Raw genomic sequence first — 17,693 nt, 5'->3', positions numbered from 1 at the left:
ATAATCTTAGACTACACTATTTGAAAGGGTTTTACAAAAAATTTAACCGAGAATAAGTTTACCTAGCTAAAAACCGAACCTTCTTCCATTTGCTTGGATAACTGTAGCAAGAGGTCCTCCCTTCCCTTGGCGGCTGTCAGTTGAACACCAAGCGATAACCCTTCTGCATTACGAAAAACAGGTAAAGAAATCGATGGTTGTCCCGTCAAGTTAGCTTGCTGCGTAAAGGGTGTCCAATCTAAACTATCCGCAAACATGTCCCAAATAAGTTCCTGTTGCTTTGGCCAATCAAAATCAGCCATATGTTTGAGTTGATCTTGTAGGCTTCCAGAGAGTGCAAATTGTCCGTGTTTAGGTGCCACATCCGAAACTGTAGGTGTCAGAAGAATATCGTAAGCCTCATGAAAAACTGCCATCTGATGGCTATACAGGTCCCACTGAGCTAGGATTTTAGAGTAGACTTTAGCTGGAATCTTTTGACCCGATTGAAAAATGGCCCAAGTCATTAACTCCATATCTTCAATTGTCATCGAACGTCCCAAACCAGCCTCTATACCATCAAACATGGCAGCTGTCTCCACACTATTCATAATGTAGTAAGACTGCATGGCTTCAATCCCATTTAATGGCTGGTCGCTGATTTCATACACATGATGACCTAGATTTTCCAATGCTCTGGCAGCCTTTTTTGTTGCCTTAATAGCAGATTCTGACACCTTACCACCAATAGGAGATGCCGTCGAAAAAGCAATTTTCAAAGGTCTAACTGCTTGTTCTAAAGACACTTTGCTGAGCTTTGGCAAGATAAATGGACTTTCCATCTGACAAGTCTGCATGTGATCGAGCAAGCGAGCCGTATCTCGAACAGTTTTAGTCAAGGCGAATTGGACGGAGGCCCCTTGCCAGCCACGGAAAGAAATAGGACCGACTGGGATCCGTCCTCTGGTAGGCTTGAGACCAATAAGTCCGTTAAAGGAAGCTGGGATACGAATAGAGCCACCACCATCACTAGCTGGAGCCAAAGGAGAAATACCAGAACTTACAAGAGCTGCCGCACCCCCACTTGACCCGCCAGCATTCCGTGTCATATCGTCAGGCAAATTGACAGAACCATGAGTCTGGGCATCACTAATATTTTTGAAGCCAAACTCAGGAGTGCTAGAACGCCCTAAAATAATGAAACCCAGTTCCTCAAGCTTCTTGACATAGTTATCTGTCTCTTTGGCATAGTAACTTGTAAATAAGCGAGAACCTGCTGTTGAAGGCTCCCCGGCTTGCTCCTGACCTAAATCTTTTAGGAAAATCGGTACACCAGAAAAAGGCTTGTCAGAAAAATCTCGACTTTCTGCTTCTACCAATGCTTTCTCGTAACGTCGACTGACGATAGCATTGATTTTGGGATTCATCCTCTCCGCTTCACGAATAGTAGCTTCCACTAGTTCTCGGGGACTGACAGTCTTATTTTGCACGGCTTCAGCCATAGCTGTCGCATCTGTCCACTCATTTATTGTCATCACATAATCTCCTGCTTCTATTATCCTCTAAATTATACTAAAAAAAGCGAAACGCCTAAAACGTTCCGCCTTAAATCTTGATAATTAGTCTTGCCAAGTTTCTTGGTTTTCTTTGAATTTCTTCAAGAGTTGAAGTCCGTCTGCCGTGATGTAACCTTGAACTTTAGCAACCTTAATCAACTCAGTGTAGTTTGAAAGAGTGACCAATTTCACGCCAGCATCTGCGAAGTTTTTCTCAGCTTTTGGCAATTCGTAGGTGAAGATAGCTACAACACCGATAACATCAGCCCCTTCACGCTCTGCAGCTGCTACCGCATCAAGTACTGACCCACCAGTTGAAATTAAGTCTTCAACAACAACCATTTTTTCGCCTTTAACCACACGGCCTTCGATTTGGTTACCAGCACCGTGATCTTTTGGTTTGCTACGGATGTAAGCAAATGGAAGGTTCATCTTGTCAGCGATGATTGCACCGTGAGGAATACCTGCAGTTGCAGTACCAGCAATAACTTCTACTTCTGGAAACTCTTCTTTAATTTTTTTCACGAACCCGTTTTCGATAAGTGTACGTGTTTCAGGATAAGACAAGGTAATACGGTTATCCGTATAGATTGGTGATTTAATTCCTGAAGCCCATGTAAATGGTTCATCAGGTTTAAGGTAAACAGCCTTAATATCGAGTAGGTCTGAAGCAATTTGTGATGCTAATGTCATAATTATGTTCCTCCGTAAAGCGTTCTCTATAGTTTATTATAACCTAATTCATTCTATTTTTCTTAAGAAATCAGGTATTTTTGAAAATTTATTGACCATTCCATTGGGCCTTGATGTCGTGATAAGCTGCCACTGGATCATCAGCTTGAGTAATTGGGCGACCGACAACAATGTAGTCTGAACCAATTTGACGGGCATCGGCAGGTGTCATAACACGTTTTTGGTCACCAACCGCTGCTCCTGCTGGACGAATACCAGGTGTCAAACAAACGAAGCCTTCATTTGTTGCTTCTTTGATTTTGGCTACTTCGTGTGCTGAGCAGACAACACCATCGAGACCTGCTTCAGCAGTCTTCTTAGCATAATGAACCACTGATTCTTGAAGTGTGGTTTGGATATTTTGGAAATCACGCATCTGCTCTTCAGAGGTAGAGGTCAACTGAGTTACAGCAATCAAGATTGGTCCATCGCCCAAGCCTTCACGCGCAGCCTTCATCATCTCCACACCACCAGCCGCATGCACATTAGTCATGTCAACGCCAAGGTTAGACAAGACACGCATAGCTGACTTGACAGTATTTGGAATATCGTGAAGCTTAAGGTCAAGGAAAACACTATGGCCAAGCTCTTTAACATAGCGCACAATCTCAGGACCAGCCGCATAGTAAAGTTCCATACCAATCTTCACATAAAGCTTTTCATCGGTAGGAAACTTAGCAAGGAAAGCCTTCACATCCTTAAAAGTTGGGAAATCAAGGGCAATAACAGGACGATTTTCTCTCATTTCTTATATCCTTTCACACAAAAAACCTCCGCCAGTCAGCGAAGGTTGCACGAAAACAGGGCAGTCCCTACCCTTTAGTGATGCCGTAGCATCTCAGTACACCTTTCTCGCCTCTCTGGACTCGATTAAAGGTTCAGTTCAATTTGTTTTATTATAGCGCTTTTATATGGGAATGTCAAAGGGGGATGACACCCAAATATCTATTCAAGCATCTTTATAAGCTCTTCATTTTGTTTGTCATAATAGTTAAAATAGCTTGAATCAATACCCAAACAATCAACAAGAAGCAATCGCAAGTTCTCAGAAAGTTGTTTTAACTTCTTACGACTTAATAATCGCGTATCAATTTCTGACAAACCGTGAGCAACTTTATTTCGTTCACCATTCAAACTTAAAATGCCATTAATCGCTGTCTGAAGCTGAGAATCATATTCATAGAACTCAAGGATATTCAAGTAAGATAATAGATTAAGTGTAGATTGTACTGAAAAAATGCGTTCTTCAGTGTCTTCAATACCCCTAGATTTTTTCATTTTCTTATCAATATCGTCTAAAATTGCCTCACAATCAGGAAAACTTGGATTAAGTTTTGGCAGATTGCCATCAAATACAATTAAGCCCTCATGATATTTTTTGATGGTTTCTTCGATGACAAATTCAGCTAGTGATTTTGCTTTAATCAAGACATCAGCAATATGCTCACGTTCTTTTAAAACATCAATCATCAAATAGTAATTCAATGCCTTCTTTTGGGAATCATCGAGAGGAAGCGATAGGATATCTGAAAGAATCGACTGGTTTTTGAAAACACGAGAAAAATCGTTTAGTTTCTCACGAATATAAGCAATCTTCTTTTTAGAAAGTAACTTATTGTATTCTTTTCGATTGATTATCGCTTCTGCGGCTTGATAATCAAAGGAAGCAATTAAACTTCTAAGATGACGTTTGACTAATGCTTGAGTAAATTTTTCAGATTTATCTTTAATACTTCGGTCAACAAAATCTAGACTATTATCTTGATTCTCAACAATAAGAGCCTCTATCTCAGAGTCTGTCAAATCTTTGTACTCTCTATTTGCTCCATTTTTGGGAGTAGCAACCTGAATAGCTTGAGTGTTATAGTCATTGATACGGTTAAGGGCAAAGAGAGCTGAAATAATTTGTGGTGTACCTGATGATAAGTTCAAAATGATTTCATCATCGTCATTAGTATACTTTTGAACAATCAGCCCCATAACTTCATACATTTTATCAAAAAGAAAGACCTCATCGTTATTCAAGATGGTAGAGTCAATTTCAATGATAGGATTATAGCCTTCGATTGAGAGCAAAACCTTATTTATCAAATCTTGTTTGACTAACATTTCTTGACTATATACAAGGACAATCTTGTCAGGTCTATAATTTCTTGCGATATGAAGTAATGCTGCATCGTGATTATTACTTATAGGATCAGTTGTTCCCACAGCTGAGATTAATATTTTCAATTTGAATCACCTCTTTAGTTCAACTTAGTCAATAATTTCTTATTCAAATCCTGATAAAAATTAAAATCACTCTGGCTAAAATGATATTGTTCTCTAACTAGAGTTTTTAAGGTTTTCATAGCTATACCTAATTGTTTAACTGCGTCTGAATCCAAAGGGCTTAAGCTGTGGGCAACCTTATTTCTAGAAGAATTCATTTCGATAATTGGAGCGATTGTTCTTCTAAGTTCAAATTCTCTCGTGAGTTTTAAGAGTTTACTATAATCAAAGAGACTTAGGTAATATTTCTGAATATCTTCACAATAATCATCTATTAAACCTGGGTATCTTTTTTCAAAATAGTCTTCCAAAATAAACTCAGTTAGGTTCTTAATTCGTATGAAGCTTTCACTAACGTTCCCACGTTCTCTTTGCAGTTCAATGGTCAAATAGGCATTAAGAATCTTTTGTTCTTCTTCGTTCAATTTTTTATGCCGTAAACCTTGTGGAACATCTTGTTTTGACAGACAATTAACAACATCACGGATTTCTTCTCGAACACTTTTTAAATTCGGGAAATCTGATAATTGGTCTAGAATGTCTAGTGCCGCCTTATAGTCAAACTTCTCAATAAAATCTCGAGCCGTTTTCTTCAATAAAGCCTGACTGAATTTTTCAGCATTATCTTCAATCGTTCGGTCAATAAAATCGACTTTATTATCTTCATTGACTTCGATGAGTTCGTCAATGTTTTCATCATTATCATGACCGATGTTCTCGTTTGAAGCATGTTCAGGACTCGAAACTTGAACTGCTCTGACATTGATGCCATTTAAACGGTTAATCACAAATAGAGCAGATTTGATTTGAGGTGTCGCACTAGAAAGGTTCAAAATAAATTCGTCCTCTTTAGTATAATATTCTTGTAAAATATCAGAGAAACGTTGAAACATCACATCAAAAATATGAACCTCATTATCACTAATAATCGAATCATGAATTTTGAGCTCGGGCTCATAGTCAGGAGCAACAGAAAACAAGGCTTTTTCAATATTACCTTGTTTTTTCGCAGTATGCTCCGAAAAAATCAATACAACTTTTTCGGGACGATATTTTCTTGCAATATGAATTAAGGCGCCATCATGAAAATTTCTAAAAGGGTCTGTGTCACCTACAGCTGATATAAGTACTCTCATTTTTCAATCTCCTTAATCAAGAAATTAGCTTTTCCCATTTCATAAAAAGACTCGTGGTTCTTGATTAATGAATGATTACCAGATGGAATCTTAACCGTTTTAAGAGGTGCTTTTGTGAGCTTCAGAACCCCTTTTTTTACCATTTTAGTTGTCATTCTACTATATCGTCTTTGTAGAATACCATCAGCTTGCTTAAATAGAGTCTTTGTCCAAGCACCGCTCCCTGCACCTAAATAAATTGGGTATTGTAGATTGGCTTGAATCTTATCATCAGGAAATTCAGATAGGAAAAATGCTTTATAGTCTTTATAAAACGCTTGTGCTCTCTTACCTAATTCTTCAATCAATCTTCCAGCTTCATCAGTGGTTGTTGTAATCTCAAACTCAATCTTTGTAAAAGGTGAAATTGATTCTCTATACAGAGGGAGTGGCTTAGCTTTATTGGTTTTTGCTGAATAATCCCATTTCTGCACCAAGATAAGACTCTTATTATCAAAAGGTTTACTATCACTCACACGAATTGCATTAAACAAATCATCGTATTCTTTTCCTTTTTTTGGTCCCCAAGGGATAAGGTTCTTATTCTCTTTTGGAAATCTTCCAAACTTATTTACAGCATTTTCATTATTCCACTTAGGGGTAGTGTTCATTAAAATGGTACGAATAGCACCTTTTAGTGAGCTACCAGGAATGTAGGGATTTCCAAAAGCATCGCGAATAAACTTATTAACTTCGTTAATAGCTCCGGCTGAATTAGAATTTTTGTCCAATTCCCAACCTGTTTCAGAGATACTATAGCCACCAAAAGAACGCTCTGCAATTCGGTTATCATTTAAGAAAGAAATTAGACGATTATTACGTGAGTTTGGACGAGTTTGAATTAGAAATGCTTCAAACTTTTCATCAAGCCTCTTCTCTATCATTTTATTATAGAATTTCCCCATGTCAGGAAAGTAAAACTTCTTATTTTCATAGATAAATTCTCTAGAGGTATACTTCTCTCCATTGCCAATATGAATTGGAGCAAGTGTCAGGAGGCTTAATCTAAATGTTCTATAGTCATTTTTCATTTTTATACCTCCAATTTAAAAAAGAGTGGTTTAGCGTAATTTAAAACAGCATGTGGGAAATCAAGTGGTCTCACATCAACAATTTGACCTTCAAATGTTTTACTAAAAGTTGAACCAGAAGCAAATTTGTAAAGATCTTGCTTACGATAATTCTCATTAGTAGCATGACTAAATGCAAAACCACTTGATTTAGTCAATAGATAATGACCATGTTCCATTGCTTCTTCAAGGTCAGTATCTACAGGAAGTGCTGTGGTGAGTGTCATCACTTTATCGGAATGTTTCTTACTAAGTCTATTTGATAATTCTAGTGGAATATTTTGAATATCTAACTCGAAACGACCATAACCACTTGAACGCTTCCCACCAAGACCTGAATACTGAAGACTTGTCATCAACTCATTAAGCAAATCAGATTCGTTGGCGATAACGTAAAGCGACGTATCATTTGAAAATCTGGTTGAAGCAACCTGATAAAGATTGCCGTCCGTATGTGGTTGATTTTTTGTCACCGTATCAATGACTGCATGCTCTTCATTTTCAAATAAAGCTCCATTGAGATAATCGTCAACATTTTCTAAAGCAAGGAATTGCAGTTTCTTTGATAATTTTGCTTGACGGCGAACCTCTTTCACATCAGCTGATTGATCAATTTGGTCATATTTGGGATAACCAATAGGCTTGGGCAAAAAGGGACCGAATTGATATGGAAAGGCATCTGAGAGCGTGAAATCGTCTTGGTTTGCTTCGGCAAGAAATGCATCGAGTTTTCCAATTTTTAGGGCTTCTAGCACTAGTGCTGAGAAGATACGGTCTGCTGAGAATGTTAATTTTGAGCTATCAAGAGTGCCCGAACCAAAATGAGCATTCTGAAAGGTCATGAGATACATTTTATAGGTCATATTAGACCTCCGCAGTCAAAAGTTCATTCAATGTGTCAACATCATACTTTCCAAATACGGTAGTAGCTTTGAGGTTTTCAAAAGCAACCTTACCGTAACCTCGAGATCCAGACCCTCCAAGATAATCGAGTTCAAGAAGTTTTAACCCATCTCGAATCACCTTGAAATCTTCCTCAACCTGATTTTCATTTTCGTCTGTAATCTCATAAATTAACTCAAAGTCAAAAGTACTGTTACGAATGGCACGTTCAATTTGTCTAGGAGTGGCTTCAGCAGTGATTCGATCAATTGTATTTTCAAATTTTACTTCTGTATAACTTTTTACACCAAGAGAGTCTAACTCATCAGCGTTTGACAAGAAGGCATCACGAAAAATCAAGCGTCCCATTTTGAATCGTTTATCTTCACTATTTCCAAATAAACGGCTAAGGACATCACTGTCTTGACTAGGGTTCTTGACAATTTCTTCGTTATACACTTTAGCAAGAAGCGTTCTCATTTTTCCTTTGAGACTCGAACCAGGAATGATTGGTAGGTTGGTAATAGGATCTTTAATAACAGGTGAATCGATAGCACCAATGGCCGCAAAAGCATTACTAGCCCCAATATGAAGGCCTGTCTCTAAACGAATTTGAGCTGAAAATTTAATCTTAGCGAATGTCATTAATCTTTACCTCCATAAAACTTGAAATAAGCTACTAAAGCTTCCATATATCTACAAAATCTTTGAAGCGTCTCTCTATCTTTAATTTCTTTAAGAGCCTCAAGAATTTGAGCTTTTTCTACTAAATCTTTAACAGGGAAGAACATCTGTCTATTAACTTTTACAGAGTTTCTTCCAGACTGATAGACAAATTGTACTCTTAAATAGGACACATCATTTATTAATTCGTCAAACTTTCTTTCTTTACTTCTATCATATAAAGAACTACATAAGGACAACAAATTTCTGATTTGTGACGTTGTTAGTAAATAATTCCCTTTATTATCCTTTTCAAGTAATGAAATAGCACGTTCTGCTTTATCTACATAATTCTCATCAGTTAAAATTGCCATGTATTAATCCTTCCTAATTTCATAGACATAGAGAAGCAAGGCTAATTCCGCCTCTTTACGCTCTGATTCATTGTTTGTATACCATTTGAAGAATAATTTCTTGAATTGTTTGAATTTATCTCTTTCATCTTTGTCTGTTAACTCTTCAAGTCGTGTCAAATAGTAGGCTAATCGAGCAACATTCATCTTTTCTTCACTATCGTAATTTCGAAGCAATTCAATCAATTTATAAATGAAATTCTTACCTCGTTCATCTTGGTGATTAAAGAAATAACGAATTTGCTCTAACTTATCGTCGTAAACATTAGTGATAAACTGGTCAAATTTAAATGTATAGTCTGCACTAAAGAGTGAAATACTATCTTTCTCATTGCCCTTAGCTGCTTCTTCTAGCTCCCCTGTTTGATGTGCCATCAAGCTAATAGGGGTCTTATCCGCAAATAGACCGATACCTGCTGAAAGTGTTAGCTTTCCATTTGTCCATTTAATGAAGTTCTGACGGAGTTCAATGGTAAAGGCAATAATATCTTGCCAAGAACCAATGGCAAAAACATCATCCCCACCGGCATAGATGATAGAGAGCTTTTTATCACGAGCGAATTGGTTAATATAAACCTTGAAGAAAAGACTCATGCTTCGAGAAAAAGTGGCTGAACGTGATAAGGTACTATATTGCCCATTTCCCTGTTGAGAGAATCCTGCCATAAAGGCTGCTCCCAAATCATCTACGTCAAGACGAACAACAGCTAAACGTTTAATACCTAAACCATTTTCATTTTTAGATAAACCAGCATAGTTGTATATTTCATCACACTGGTAATCTCCAACAAAAACATGCGTTGCCTTAACCGTACCAGCCTTGTAGTCGTTTTTGACATAAACACGGGAAAAAGCTTCATGGCTTAGCTCTTCAAATGCAACACCTTTAAGACATGCGTTCGGTCCAATAGGAAGTCCCCCATTTTCAGTGATAATGAAATGATCATGGGTAATCTCTTTAGAAAATTGATACAAGCCTCGACAAATGTCACACACTTTCTGGTCATGATAAGAAACTAAATTTTCAACGGAATGACAAATCTCACACTCTCTTTCAGAAGATTTTCCTCCCCTGTTCAACAAGATAAGGGTTTGATAATCATATCTTGAGATTTTTTTCTCAGAAATCATGCGACTAGCCTTTTGGTAGACCTGTCTATAGCTTTCAGGCGAGTTCAGTTCGCTCATGATATCCTTAGCTGCGAAGCTTCCCCAACCAAAGGCAACATATAATCTAGTTTGGAAATTAGCCAATAAAAATTGATTGAAATCTTTTTCAAATTGAACAAGTGTTTCTACCGTTTTTTCAGTATTGGCAAGGATAAAGTAAGCATGTCCCCCACCAACATAGAGCAAGTTAGCCCGATTAAGACCTAGTTTATCAAGTACACTATCTGCTATATACTCACTCATAAAGTCAAGATATAAAGATCTAGCCTTCAATTGCTTAGCAGCACCACTCGTAGCTATATTATAGATAAAGTCTTGGATACCTGATAAGTCAAAACTAGCTAGGAGAAAAGCTTCTTCCTCATAAAAAGCTGATGCTTTCGTAAACAAGTCCTCTTTATAGTTATGACGACCGTCATTTTCCAAGTAATCATAGATAGCTAACGCAAAAGCTGCCGTAAGACGGCTATGCTCAGCAAGTGAAATATCAGCGATTTCCTTAGTGTTAGTTGAAGAAGGCACAAAAGAGAGGGTCGCTTCAAACACATTTAACAAAGAATCAATTTGTGCTTGGTTAAACTCAAATTTTGTCAATTCATTTTTGATACGAGTCGCAATCGCCGCATAATCACCTTTTGAGAAAGGTTCATAGGTTGCTGACGCAAAGTTAGGTTCAGATTTCAAGTTTAGAACCGTCGGTTTAAAATAGCGTTCATCCGTTTGAGGTCCAAAAACGTTAAAAATATCAGCCTGGTTTGTATAGGTATCCCAAATCTTAGCTGATGCTTCCTCATCGCTCTCCTCGTTTGACTGTCTTCTGTCGACACCAGAGGCGATATTATCAGCGATATAAGTTATGTAAGCTAGATGGTCATTTCCAAGTTTGTCACTCTGGTAGTTAGCCATGTGATATCTAATTTGATCTGAAATGACCTGATTATCAGCAATTTCATCAAACCAATCCGCGCCGACCAAGGCGTGTTTTTTTCGTTCTCCTGTCGCCCTTTGAATGACCTTACCGATATCATGCAAAAGTGCTCCGTAAAATAAATCAATCTTTTCTTTCTTCAAGCTTTATCCCTCCCATACCGAGACTCGTTTTCATGCCAAGACCTGAATATTCACCGAATGTTAGAAGCATTCTGACATAAGCTTTTAGAGTTTGAGCACCTTGTACTTTAAAGGTTAGCCTTCCTCTAAAGGCTGGAATTCTTTGCCCGTGCACCCGGAAATAACTCGTCTCCAAGCGATAATTCGTAATGCTGCTGTGTTCAGATAGGTAATCTAAGGTATCCTCTTCAATTTCAGGCTGATTTTCAACCAACCTTCCATACTTTTGCATTAAACTTTGAAAAATCAAACGCATAGACGGGAAGATGACGTAGGAACCTTGAGATTTGAAACCTGTCGGAGTTTCGAAAATGATTGAAAAGTAGGTTTGATTGTCCTCACTATTGAAAATCTCCAACAGTTTATCTGCCCCCAACTCTTGAATCTCAACTTTTTCGACACTGAGTTTAGGCAAGTCGTTTAAGGACACCTCTTTAATCTTTAATAAGGTCATAAACACTTTATCCTCGAGGTCATCTGTAAGTAAATGCACGACCCACTGTGTGTCTTCTCTTCCTTGAATTACCTTGGTTGCATAGGGATTTGTTTGCTGCTGATGCAGATAATCAACATAGTCACTATCCAACTGCTCCATCAAGAAGCCATGAAATTTAACAGCTAAATCTTGTGCAGGATGGTCGATCCTTTTAAAAGTAAATACTAATTTTTTCATTCGACTCCTTCATCTTTGTATGAAAAAACCCCAATAGCTGAAAGTACTTTTCACCTCATTGGGGCGCCCTTAATGTGCTTTTAGTCTAACACTTTCTGGAAGCGGTGTCAAGACTGTTTTCGAAATTTTCAAAAAAGTCCCCTCTCGAGGTATATAGGTTTATATCGGTAAGAGACAAACACTATTGAACAAGTTTTTATAGTGTTACCGTCCCCTCGCGAGGTGAATAGGTTTATATCCAACTTCAAAACCAAGCTACAAGAAATCAAAAGCCTATGTTTCCGTCCCCTCTCGAGGTATATAGGTTTATATCAAACACAAACACAATCAACTTGGGGCTTATCGCAGTGTTTCCGTCCCCTCTCGAGGTAGATAGGTTTATATCACAAGACAATACAATTATTGATATGATGAATGATCCGGTTTCCGTCCCCTCTTGAGGTAGATAGATTTATATCACAAACAAAATTTATCCATCAAACAGCTTCTAAAAACGTTTTCGTCCCCTCTCGAGGTAAATCGGCTTATATTCAACAGAGATTAATTTGTTCGAGGAGCTGAAAACAAAAGTTACCGTCTCCTCGCAAGGTTGATAGGTTTATATCCGCATACTCGTATGCACCTATGTCAGCTATCAAAGAGTTTCCGTCCCCTTACGAGGTAGATAGGTTTATTTCGATCACACTAAGCCAAGTGATGTTGTGATCTCGACTCCGTTTCCGTCCCCTCTCGAGGTAAATAGGTTTATATCAAACTGGTTAAAGAGGGTCTTGAAAAAGTCCCAACGTTTCCGTCCCCTCTCGAGGTTGATAGGTTTATATCTGATAAAATTTGTAGCAACAGTAGTGGCTTTGACTGTTTCCGTCCCCTCTCGAGGTTGATAGGTTTATATCTGTTTATTCAGAATTGTATGCAAATTATACTAAAAAGTTTCCGTCCCCTCTCGAGGTTGATAGGTTTATATCTTCCACAAGCCAAAGAGTTTAAACGTTGGGTTACATCAGTTTCCGTCCCCTCTCGAGGTTGATAGGTTTATATCCTAGACAAAAATATCCAAGGAGATTATACCATGAAAGTTTCCGTCCCCTCTCGAGGTTGATAGGTTTATATCAGTAGGTGGCACGGTTTCGGACGTTGATAGACCGTATAGTTTCCGTCCCCTCTCGAGGTTGATAGGTTTATATCATTGTGGACGCTTTAACATTAATATTACCGTCAGTAGCGTTTCCGTCCCCTCTCGAGGTTGATAGGTTTATATCTGAAATGGGTGTTCTTGCACTTCTTGCTGGCTGGACATTGTTTCCGTCCCCTCTCGAGGTTGATAGGTTTATATCTGAATGGGCAAGCGAGCATAAAGCTGAAATTATTTCAGTTTCCGTCCCCTCTCGAGGTTGATAGGTTTATATCTGTTTATTCAGAATTGTATGCAAATTATACTAAAAAGTTTCCGTCCCCTCTCGAGGTTGATAGGTTTATATCTCAGACAGGACAATTAAACAGTTTCTCAAAACGAGTTTCCGTCCCCTCTCGAGGTTGATAGGTTTATATCCTTATTTTACATGTCGGTAAAGATATGAATGGGGAGGTTTCCGTCCCCTCTCGAGGTTGATAGGTTTATATCCCCATATCTTGTGCTCCAGACAGTGGTTAGAGACACAAGATATGGGACCTACTGGAAACACTTACCTATATTGTACCATATGATTGAAAGCCTATAAAGGTCTAGAAGAACAGAATGTCGTCTAATTTTTCGGCGCTATTGTAAGGGCTGAAACTAGTTACCTCTTCTTTGGTTGTCACGTATACGATTATGCTATCTTCTTCATCAGCCTTGTAGAAGCTTTCAATCTCCTTAAGGAGAGACTGGTAATCGTTTCTTGACAAATCCACCTCGAAACATGACTTTTGTACCCTCACGCCATAACCCTCAAGTAATTTGGAGAGTTTAAGTCTACGTTTGTTATTTCGGATATCATAAATAATCAGACAAAACATGGTTTTTTGTTTTGCAAACTCACGCTCTTCTTCACTGAGATTAAAGTAAAGTCCCATTAATGCCCTCCTGTGTAACTTGTCTCATACAGACTAGGGTCGAGTTCTCTAAAAGCCCTAATCAAACTCTTGATTTGCCTATCAGCTGTATAAAGAAAAGAATAGCGTTTTTTGTCTAACTCAATATACTGATGGACTTCTAATATTCTTGAACGTAAAGCCCGTGCAAAGATTTCTCTGCCTTCATCGGTGAGTATGAAGTCTTGATCCCTACTTTCAAAATGACTTAAAAGAAGTTTGCCATTTCGAATTAACTCCATAAGCGTATTATCGACGATGATAGGTCTCCATTCTTCCATTAAATCACTGGCTAAGATCGCATGATGCTGATGATGCTTGTGAATGACCCCAAACCCCAAGCTTAGCCCGTTTTTCTTAATCAAGCCCATAAAGCAGGAATATAAGATACTATAGCCAAAATTTAGGGCACTGTTAAAACAATCCTCTGCAGGCCGTCTACTCCTACCATTAAAATGGAAGTCATCAGGAACGAGTAAATTCAGATAGTAAAAATATGATTTCGCTATCCGACCTTCGTAACCCATAATTTCAGTAATAGAATAAGCCTTTTGAATATCATTGACACTATCTTCAAATCTTGAATAATCTGAAGTATCCAGTAGATTATCCGAATCAAACTCTCTAAGTAAGGCAATTTGATGCCTTACCTTGGTCTTGGCAATACTCCGTGCAACTTCTAAACGGAAATCCTCTTCAAAATAAGCCTTAGCTTGAGACTCTTGCTTTTGAAATTCGTCCTGCCTGTGGGATTCAATACTCGAAATAAATTGCCCAACATTTGAGAAATAGTAAACATTTACCTTGTTCTTTGACAAAGCTTTAATAAGTTGGGTGGTTAGTTGTGCATTACCAAAAAGTAACAAATTATCAACTAGTGAGATGGAGACTTCTTTGACAATCTCTTTATTATCATTTTTTATGATAATTCTTTGCTCGGATAAGGATAGGTAATAATTGGACCTTTGAATATATAAATCGCTCATAAGCTACCTCTGGGTATTTTATGGCATATATTATATCACCGAAACTCTAATTGTCAATATATTCTAATGCTATGTATATAAAATAAAGCCCTAACAATAGGACTTCGTCTTATATTAATCGTAAAGACATTGCTTTCCTTATTTCCCCAACAACTCTGTTCGAACTTCTTTGCGTAAGTCTTCGAGTGTTGTGATGCCATACTTGTCCATGACTTCAGGGAGGCGGTCGATGATTTTAGGGCAGGCATATGGATCTGTGAAGTTGGCTGTTCCAACACCGATGGCTGAGGCACCAGCGATAAACATTTCGATAGCCGCTTCGGCACTGTCTACGCCACCCATACCGATGATTGGAAGGTCTGACGCAAGTGCTACTTGGCGGATGAGTTTAAGGGCTACTGGGAAGACAGCTGGCCCTGACATGCCACCTTGACCATTGGCAATGATTGGTTTGCGAGTCGCCAAATCATAACGTGTACCAACCAAGGTGTTAATCATAGTGAATCCTGTCGCACCGGCATCTTCGACTGCCTTGGCAACACTAGTGATGTCAGCTACGCTTGGTGTTAGTTTGACATAGACGGGCACATCAGAATGAGAAACACTGGCTTTTACGGCTTCATAGGCAAGCTCAGGGACTTGTCCGATGAGAAGACCGTTATTGCCATGGTCCACGTTTGGACAAGAGATATTAAGCTCGATTGCCTTGACGTTACTTGCTTTGGAAATCTTGTGAGAGACTTCCGCATATTCTTCGTTAGAAAATCCTGCCACATTGGCAATGATTGGCAACTCAGGATAATGTTCCTGCAACCAAGGGAGTTTTTCAGACAAGACAGCATCAACACCTGGATTTTGCAGTCCGATGGCATTAAGCATGCCTGATGGTGTCTCCGCCACACGTGGCGTAGGATTCCCAAAACGAGGGTTGGCAGTCGTTGCCTTAATCATGATGGACCCTAGTTTGTCCAAATCATAGTACTTGGCATACTCTTGACCAAAACCAAAGCAACCAGAAGCTGGGATAATGGGATTTTTCAAATCGAGCCCTGGAAGGCTAATAGCTAAACGATTTTCTGATTTCATCTCTGACATGGCAACCTCCTAGACAATGACTTTTCCGGTAGGAAAGACTGGCCCCTCCTCGCAGACACGAAGATTTTTGGCATCCGACTCTCCTTTCACGTGAACCACACAGGCATAGCATGCTCCCATACCACAAGCCATACGAGCTTCCATAGAAACATAGGCGTGGGGATGATTTTCAAACTTGCTGTCGACATATTTGAGCATGCCTGGAGCTCCGCAACTGTAGACAGCATCTGGTGTCCAGTCCAAGTTATCAATGACTGTCGAAACGTAACCCTTAATACCGTATGAACCGTCATCAGTCGTCACGTAGACATCCCCACAAGCCTTGAGTTTATCCTCCAAAATAACGGCATCTTTAGTAGCAAAACCAATTACAGATACGACTTCCACTCCCTTTGCTTTCAACTGTTTAGCCGTCTCAACCAAAGGTGGCACACCGATACCGCCACCAACGAGGAGAGCCTTCTGCCCAGCCTCAATAAAGGAAATGTCAAAACCATTTCCCTGAGGGCCCATGGTGTCAATAGTTTGACCAGCTACCATCTTAGAAAGGATAGCTGTCCCCTCACGTTCAACACGATAGACAATGGTTGCCTCTTTTTTGTCGTAGTCAATCTCTGAAATGGAAATCGGACGACGAAGGAGCTTGCTTGGGTCTGGCACTTTGAGGTGGACGAACTGACCAACCTGCATATCCGCAACCATCTCTCCCTTGAGCACCATCTCAAAAATACGAGGTGCAATCTCACGCTGACTCACAATGGTTAAATCTTCAATTAAAATCATGACAACCCTTTCTATACTGCAAAATGTTATCAAAAAAACCTCGCCACATGGCAAGGTCGCACAAAAAATCACAGGAGAACCCTGCTGTTTCACTCTGTCCGACCTTTTAAGCCTCTCTGGACTCATTTAAAGGTTATTTTGTGATTATTATAACCGTTTTCAAGAGAGATGTCAAAGCAGAAAAGAAAAAACTAAAGCTCTTAAAACTAAGCTAAGGTCTCTCCAGCCTATAACTAGGCTCTCTGTATGATACGTGCTCTATCATTTCATAAGATGATAGAGCATGTCAATGTTTCTAACAATATGTATTAGGATTCTTGAACAAAACTCTCAAAATAAGATTATTTAAACAATCTGTCGTAGACCATAGTATGAGCCAACTGTTGACCATCACCACCCAACAAATCAACCAAGGCATAAGCAAAGGCTAATGCTGTTCCGGCACCACGGCTAGTGACAATATTGCCATCCACGACCACTAAGTCAGTTTGATGCTCGCCTGATGCAATTTGTTCCTCTACACCTGGGAAACAAGTAAATTTACGCCCCTCAAGCAAGCCTGCACGTTCGAGAACAATTGGTGCAGCACAGATAGCAGCAACATATTTTCCAGCTTTAGCAGCTGCTTGAAGAGAGGCAATCAAGGCTTGGTGATCGCGTAAATTAGTTGAGCCAGGCATACCTCCAGGAAGGACCACCAAGTCGTAAGCCGCAAAATTACCATCAAATACGCCATCCATAGCGACTTGAATCCCATGAGAGCCAGTCACTGACGCACTTTCAAGTCCTAACATGCTACAGTCAAATCCTGCACGGCGGAAGACATCCACTGGGCTCAAGGCTTCGATTTCTTCAAATCCTTCTGCAAATACTACTGCTACTTTTGTCATGATATACCTCCAATTTAGTTATCACAAGATTCTATTACGTCTTAAATTATAGCAGTTTTAGAAACAGGAAACAAACCATAAAAATGGACTTTGAGCACGAAAAAAGACAGCACTAGGACTGGGCACTGCACCCTTATAATGGGACACAAGAAAAACACATTCATGAGGCCAGTTT

General features: G+C 39.1%; 16 protein-coding genes and 1 CRISPR repeat array. All 16 genes read right to left on the bottom strand.

The window, feature by feature from the left end; all coding sequences use genetic code 11:
• Positions 1–62: 62 nt before the first annotated feature.
• Complete coding sequence (locus tag RWZ99_RS00080) at positions 63–1,514, bottom strand: amidase (RefSeq protein WP_314675599.1); 1,452 nt, start codon at positions 1,512–1,514, stop codon at positions 63–65.
• A gap of 84 nt (positions 1,515–1,598) precedes the next feature.
• Entirely contained in the window at positions 1,599–2,228 is a 630-nt protein-coding gene (gene pyrE, locus RWZ99_RS00075; RefSeq protein ID WP_314675598.1) for an orotate phosphoribosyltransferase, read from the bottom strand.
• A gap of 88 nt (positions 2,229–2,316) precedes the next feature.
• On the bottom strand, positions 2,317–3,012 hold the full coding sequence (gene pyrF / locus RWZ99_RS00070; RefSeq protein WP_314675596.1) for an orotidine-5'-phosphate decarboxylase: 696 nt from the start codon (positions 3,010–3,012) through the stop codon (positions 2,317–2,319).
• A 200-nt stretch (positions 3,013–3,212) separates the two neighbouring features.
• On the bottom strand, positions 3,213–4,499 hold the full coding sequence (gene csm6, locus RWZ99_RS00065; protein ID WP_314675595.1) for a type III-A CRISPR-associated CARF protein Csm6: 1,287 nt from the start codon (positions 4,497–4,499) through the stop codon (positions 3,213–3,215).
• A 14-nt stretch (positions 4,500–4,513) separates the two neighbouring features.
• On the bottom strand, positions 4,514–5,674 hold the full coding sequence (gene csm6 / locus RWZ99_RS00060) for a type III-A CRISPR-associated CARF protein Csm6 (RefSeq protein ID WP_314675593.1): 1,161 nt from the start codon (positions 5,672–5,674) through the stop codon (positions 4,514–4,516).
• On the bottom strand, positions 5,671–6,744 hold the full coding sequence (gene csm5 / locus RWZ99_RS00055; protein ID WP_314675592.1) for a type III-A CRISPR-associated RAMP protein Csm5: 1,074 nt from the start codon (positions 6,742–6,744) through the stop codon (positions 5,671–5,673). The genes csm6 (RWZ99_RS00060) and csm5 overlap by 4 nt, the downstream gene beginning before the upstream one ends.
• A 2-nt stretch (positions 6,745–6,746) precedes the next feature.
• The gene (gene csm4, locus RWZ99_RS00050; protein WP_314675591.1) at positions 6,747–7,646 is read right to left on the bottom strand and encodes a type III-A CRISPR-associated RAMP protein Csm4; all 900 of its coding nucleotides are present in this window, start codon (positions 7,644–7,646) and stop codon (positions 6,747–6,749) included.
• Position 7,647: 1 nt separating this feature from the next.
• Positions 7,648–8,310: a type III-A CRISPR-associated RAMP protein Csm3 gene (gene csm3 / locus RWZ99_RS00045; RefSeq protein WP_314675590.1), complete on the bottom strand. Its 663-nt coding sequence runs from the start codon at positions 8,308–8,310 to the stop codon at positions 7,648–7,650.
• Positions 8,310–8,702 (bottom strand): type III-A CRISPR-associated protein Csm2, encoded by a 393-nt coding sequence (csm2, locus tag RWZ99_RS00040; protein WP_314675588.1) that lies wholly within the window; start codon positions 8,700–8,702, stop codon positions 8,310–8,312. The genes csm3 and csm2 overlap by 1 nt, the downstream gene beginning before the upstream one ends.
• A gap of 3 nt (positions 8,703–8,705) precedes the next feature.
• Positions 8,706–10,982 carry a type III-A CRISPR-associated protein Cas10/Csm1 gene (cas10, locus tag RWZ99_RS00035; RefSeq protein ID WP_314675586.1) on the bottom strand — a complete coding sequence of 759 codons (2,277 nt, stop codon included), beginning with the start codon at positions 10,980–10,982 and terminating at the stop codon, positions 8,706–8,708.
• Complete coding sequence (gene cas6 / locus RWZ99_RS00030) at positions 10,963–11,694, bottom strand: CRISPR-associated endoribonuclease Cas6 (protein ID WP_060973300.1); 732 nt, start codon at positions 11,692–11,694, stop codon at positions 10,963–10,965. The genes cas10 and cas6 overlap by 20 nt, the downstream gene beginning before the upstream one ends.
• Positions 11,695–11,824: 130 nt before the next feature.
• A CRISPR array of direct repeats spans positions 11,825–13,315; the repeat unit is 36 nt; unit sequence GTTTCCGTCCCCTCTCGAGGTTGATAGGTTTATATC.
• A 101-nt stretch (positions 13,316–13,416) separates the two neighbouring features.
• The gene (cas2, locus tag RWZ99_RS00025; RefSeq protein ID WP_314675584.1) at positions 13,417–13,746 is read right to left on the bottom strand and encodes a CRISPR-associated endonuclease Cas2; all 330 of its coding nucleotides are present in this window, start codon (positions 13,744–13,746) and stop codon (positions 13,417–13,419) included.
• On the bottom strand, positions 13,746–14,750 hold the full coding sequence (gene cas1 / locus RWZ99_RS00020; RefSeq protein WP_314675583.1) for a CRISPR-associated endonuclease Cas1: 1,005 nt from the start codon (positions 14,748–14,750) through the stop codon (positions 13,746–13,748). Before cas1 ends, cas2 begins: the two co-directional genes overlap by 1 nt.
• A 138-nt stretch (positions 14,751–14,888) precedes the next feature.
• Complete coding sequence (locus tag RWZ99_RS00015; protein WP_314675582.1) at positions 14,889–15,845, bottom strand: dihydroorotate dehydrogenase; 957 nt, start codon at positions 15,843–15,845, stop codon at positions 14,889–14,891.
• Between the two features lie 9 nt (positions 15,846–15,854).
• A complete protein-coding gene (locus RWZ99_RS00010; protein WP_314675581.1) occupies positions 15,855–16,628 on the bottom strand; it encodes a dihydroorotate dehydrogenase electron transfer subunit in 774 nt (257 codons plus the stop codon).
• A gap of 341 nt (positions 16,629–16,969) precedes the next feature.
• Complete coding sequence (locus RWZ99_RS00005) at positions 16,970–17,518, bottom strand: DJ-1 family glyoxalase III (protein ID WP_314675580.1); 549 nt, start codon at positions 17,516–17,518, stop codon at positions 16,970–16,972.
• Positions 17,519–17,693 lie beyond the last annotated feature (175 nt).

It is taken from the genome of uncultured Streptococcus sp. (assembly GCF_963545685.1).
In the GTDB taxonomy this organism is placed as follows: Bacteria; Bacillota; Bacilli; order Lactobacillales; family Streptococcaceae; genus Streptococcus.
Note: the sequence above shows the minus strand (reverse complement) of the source record. Positions and strands in the feature narration are given on the sequence as shown.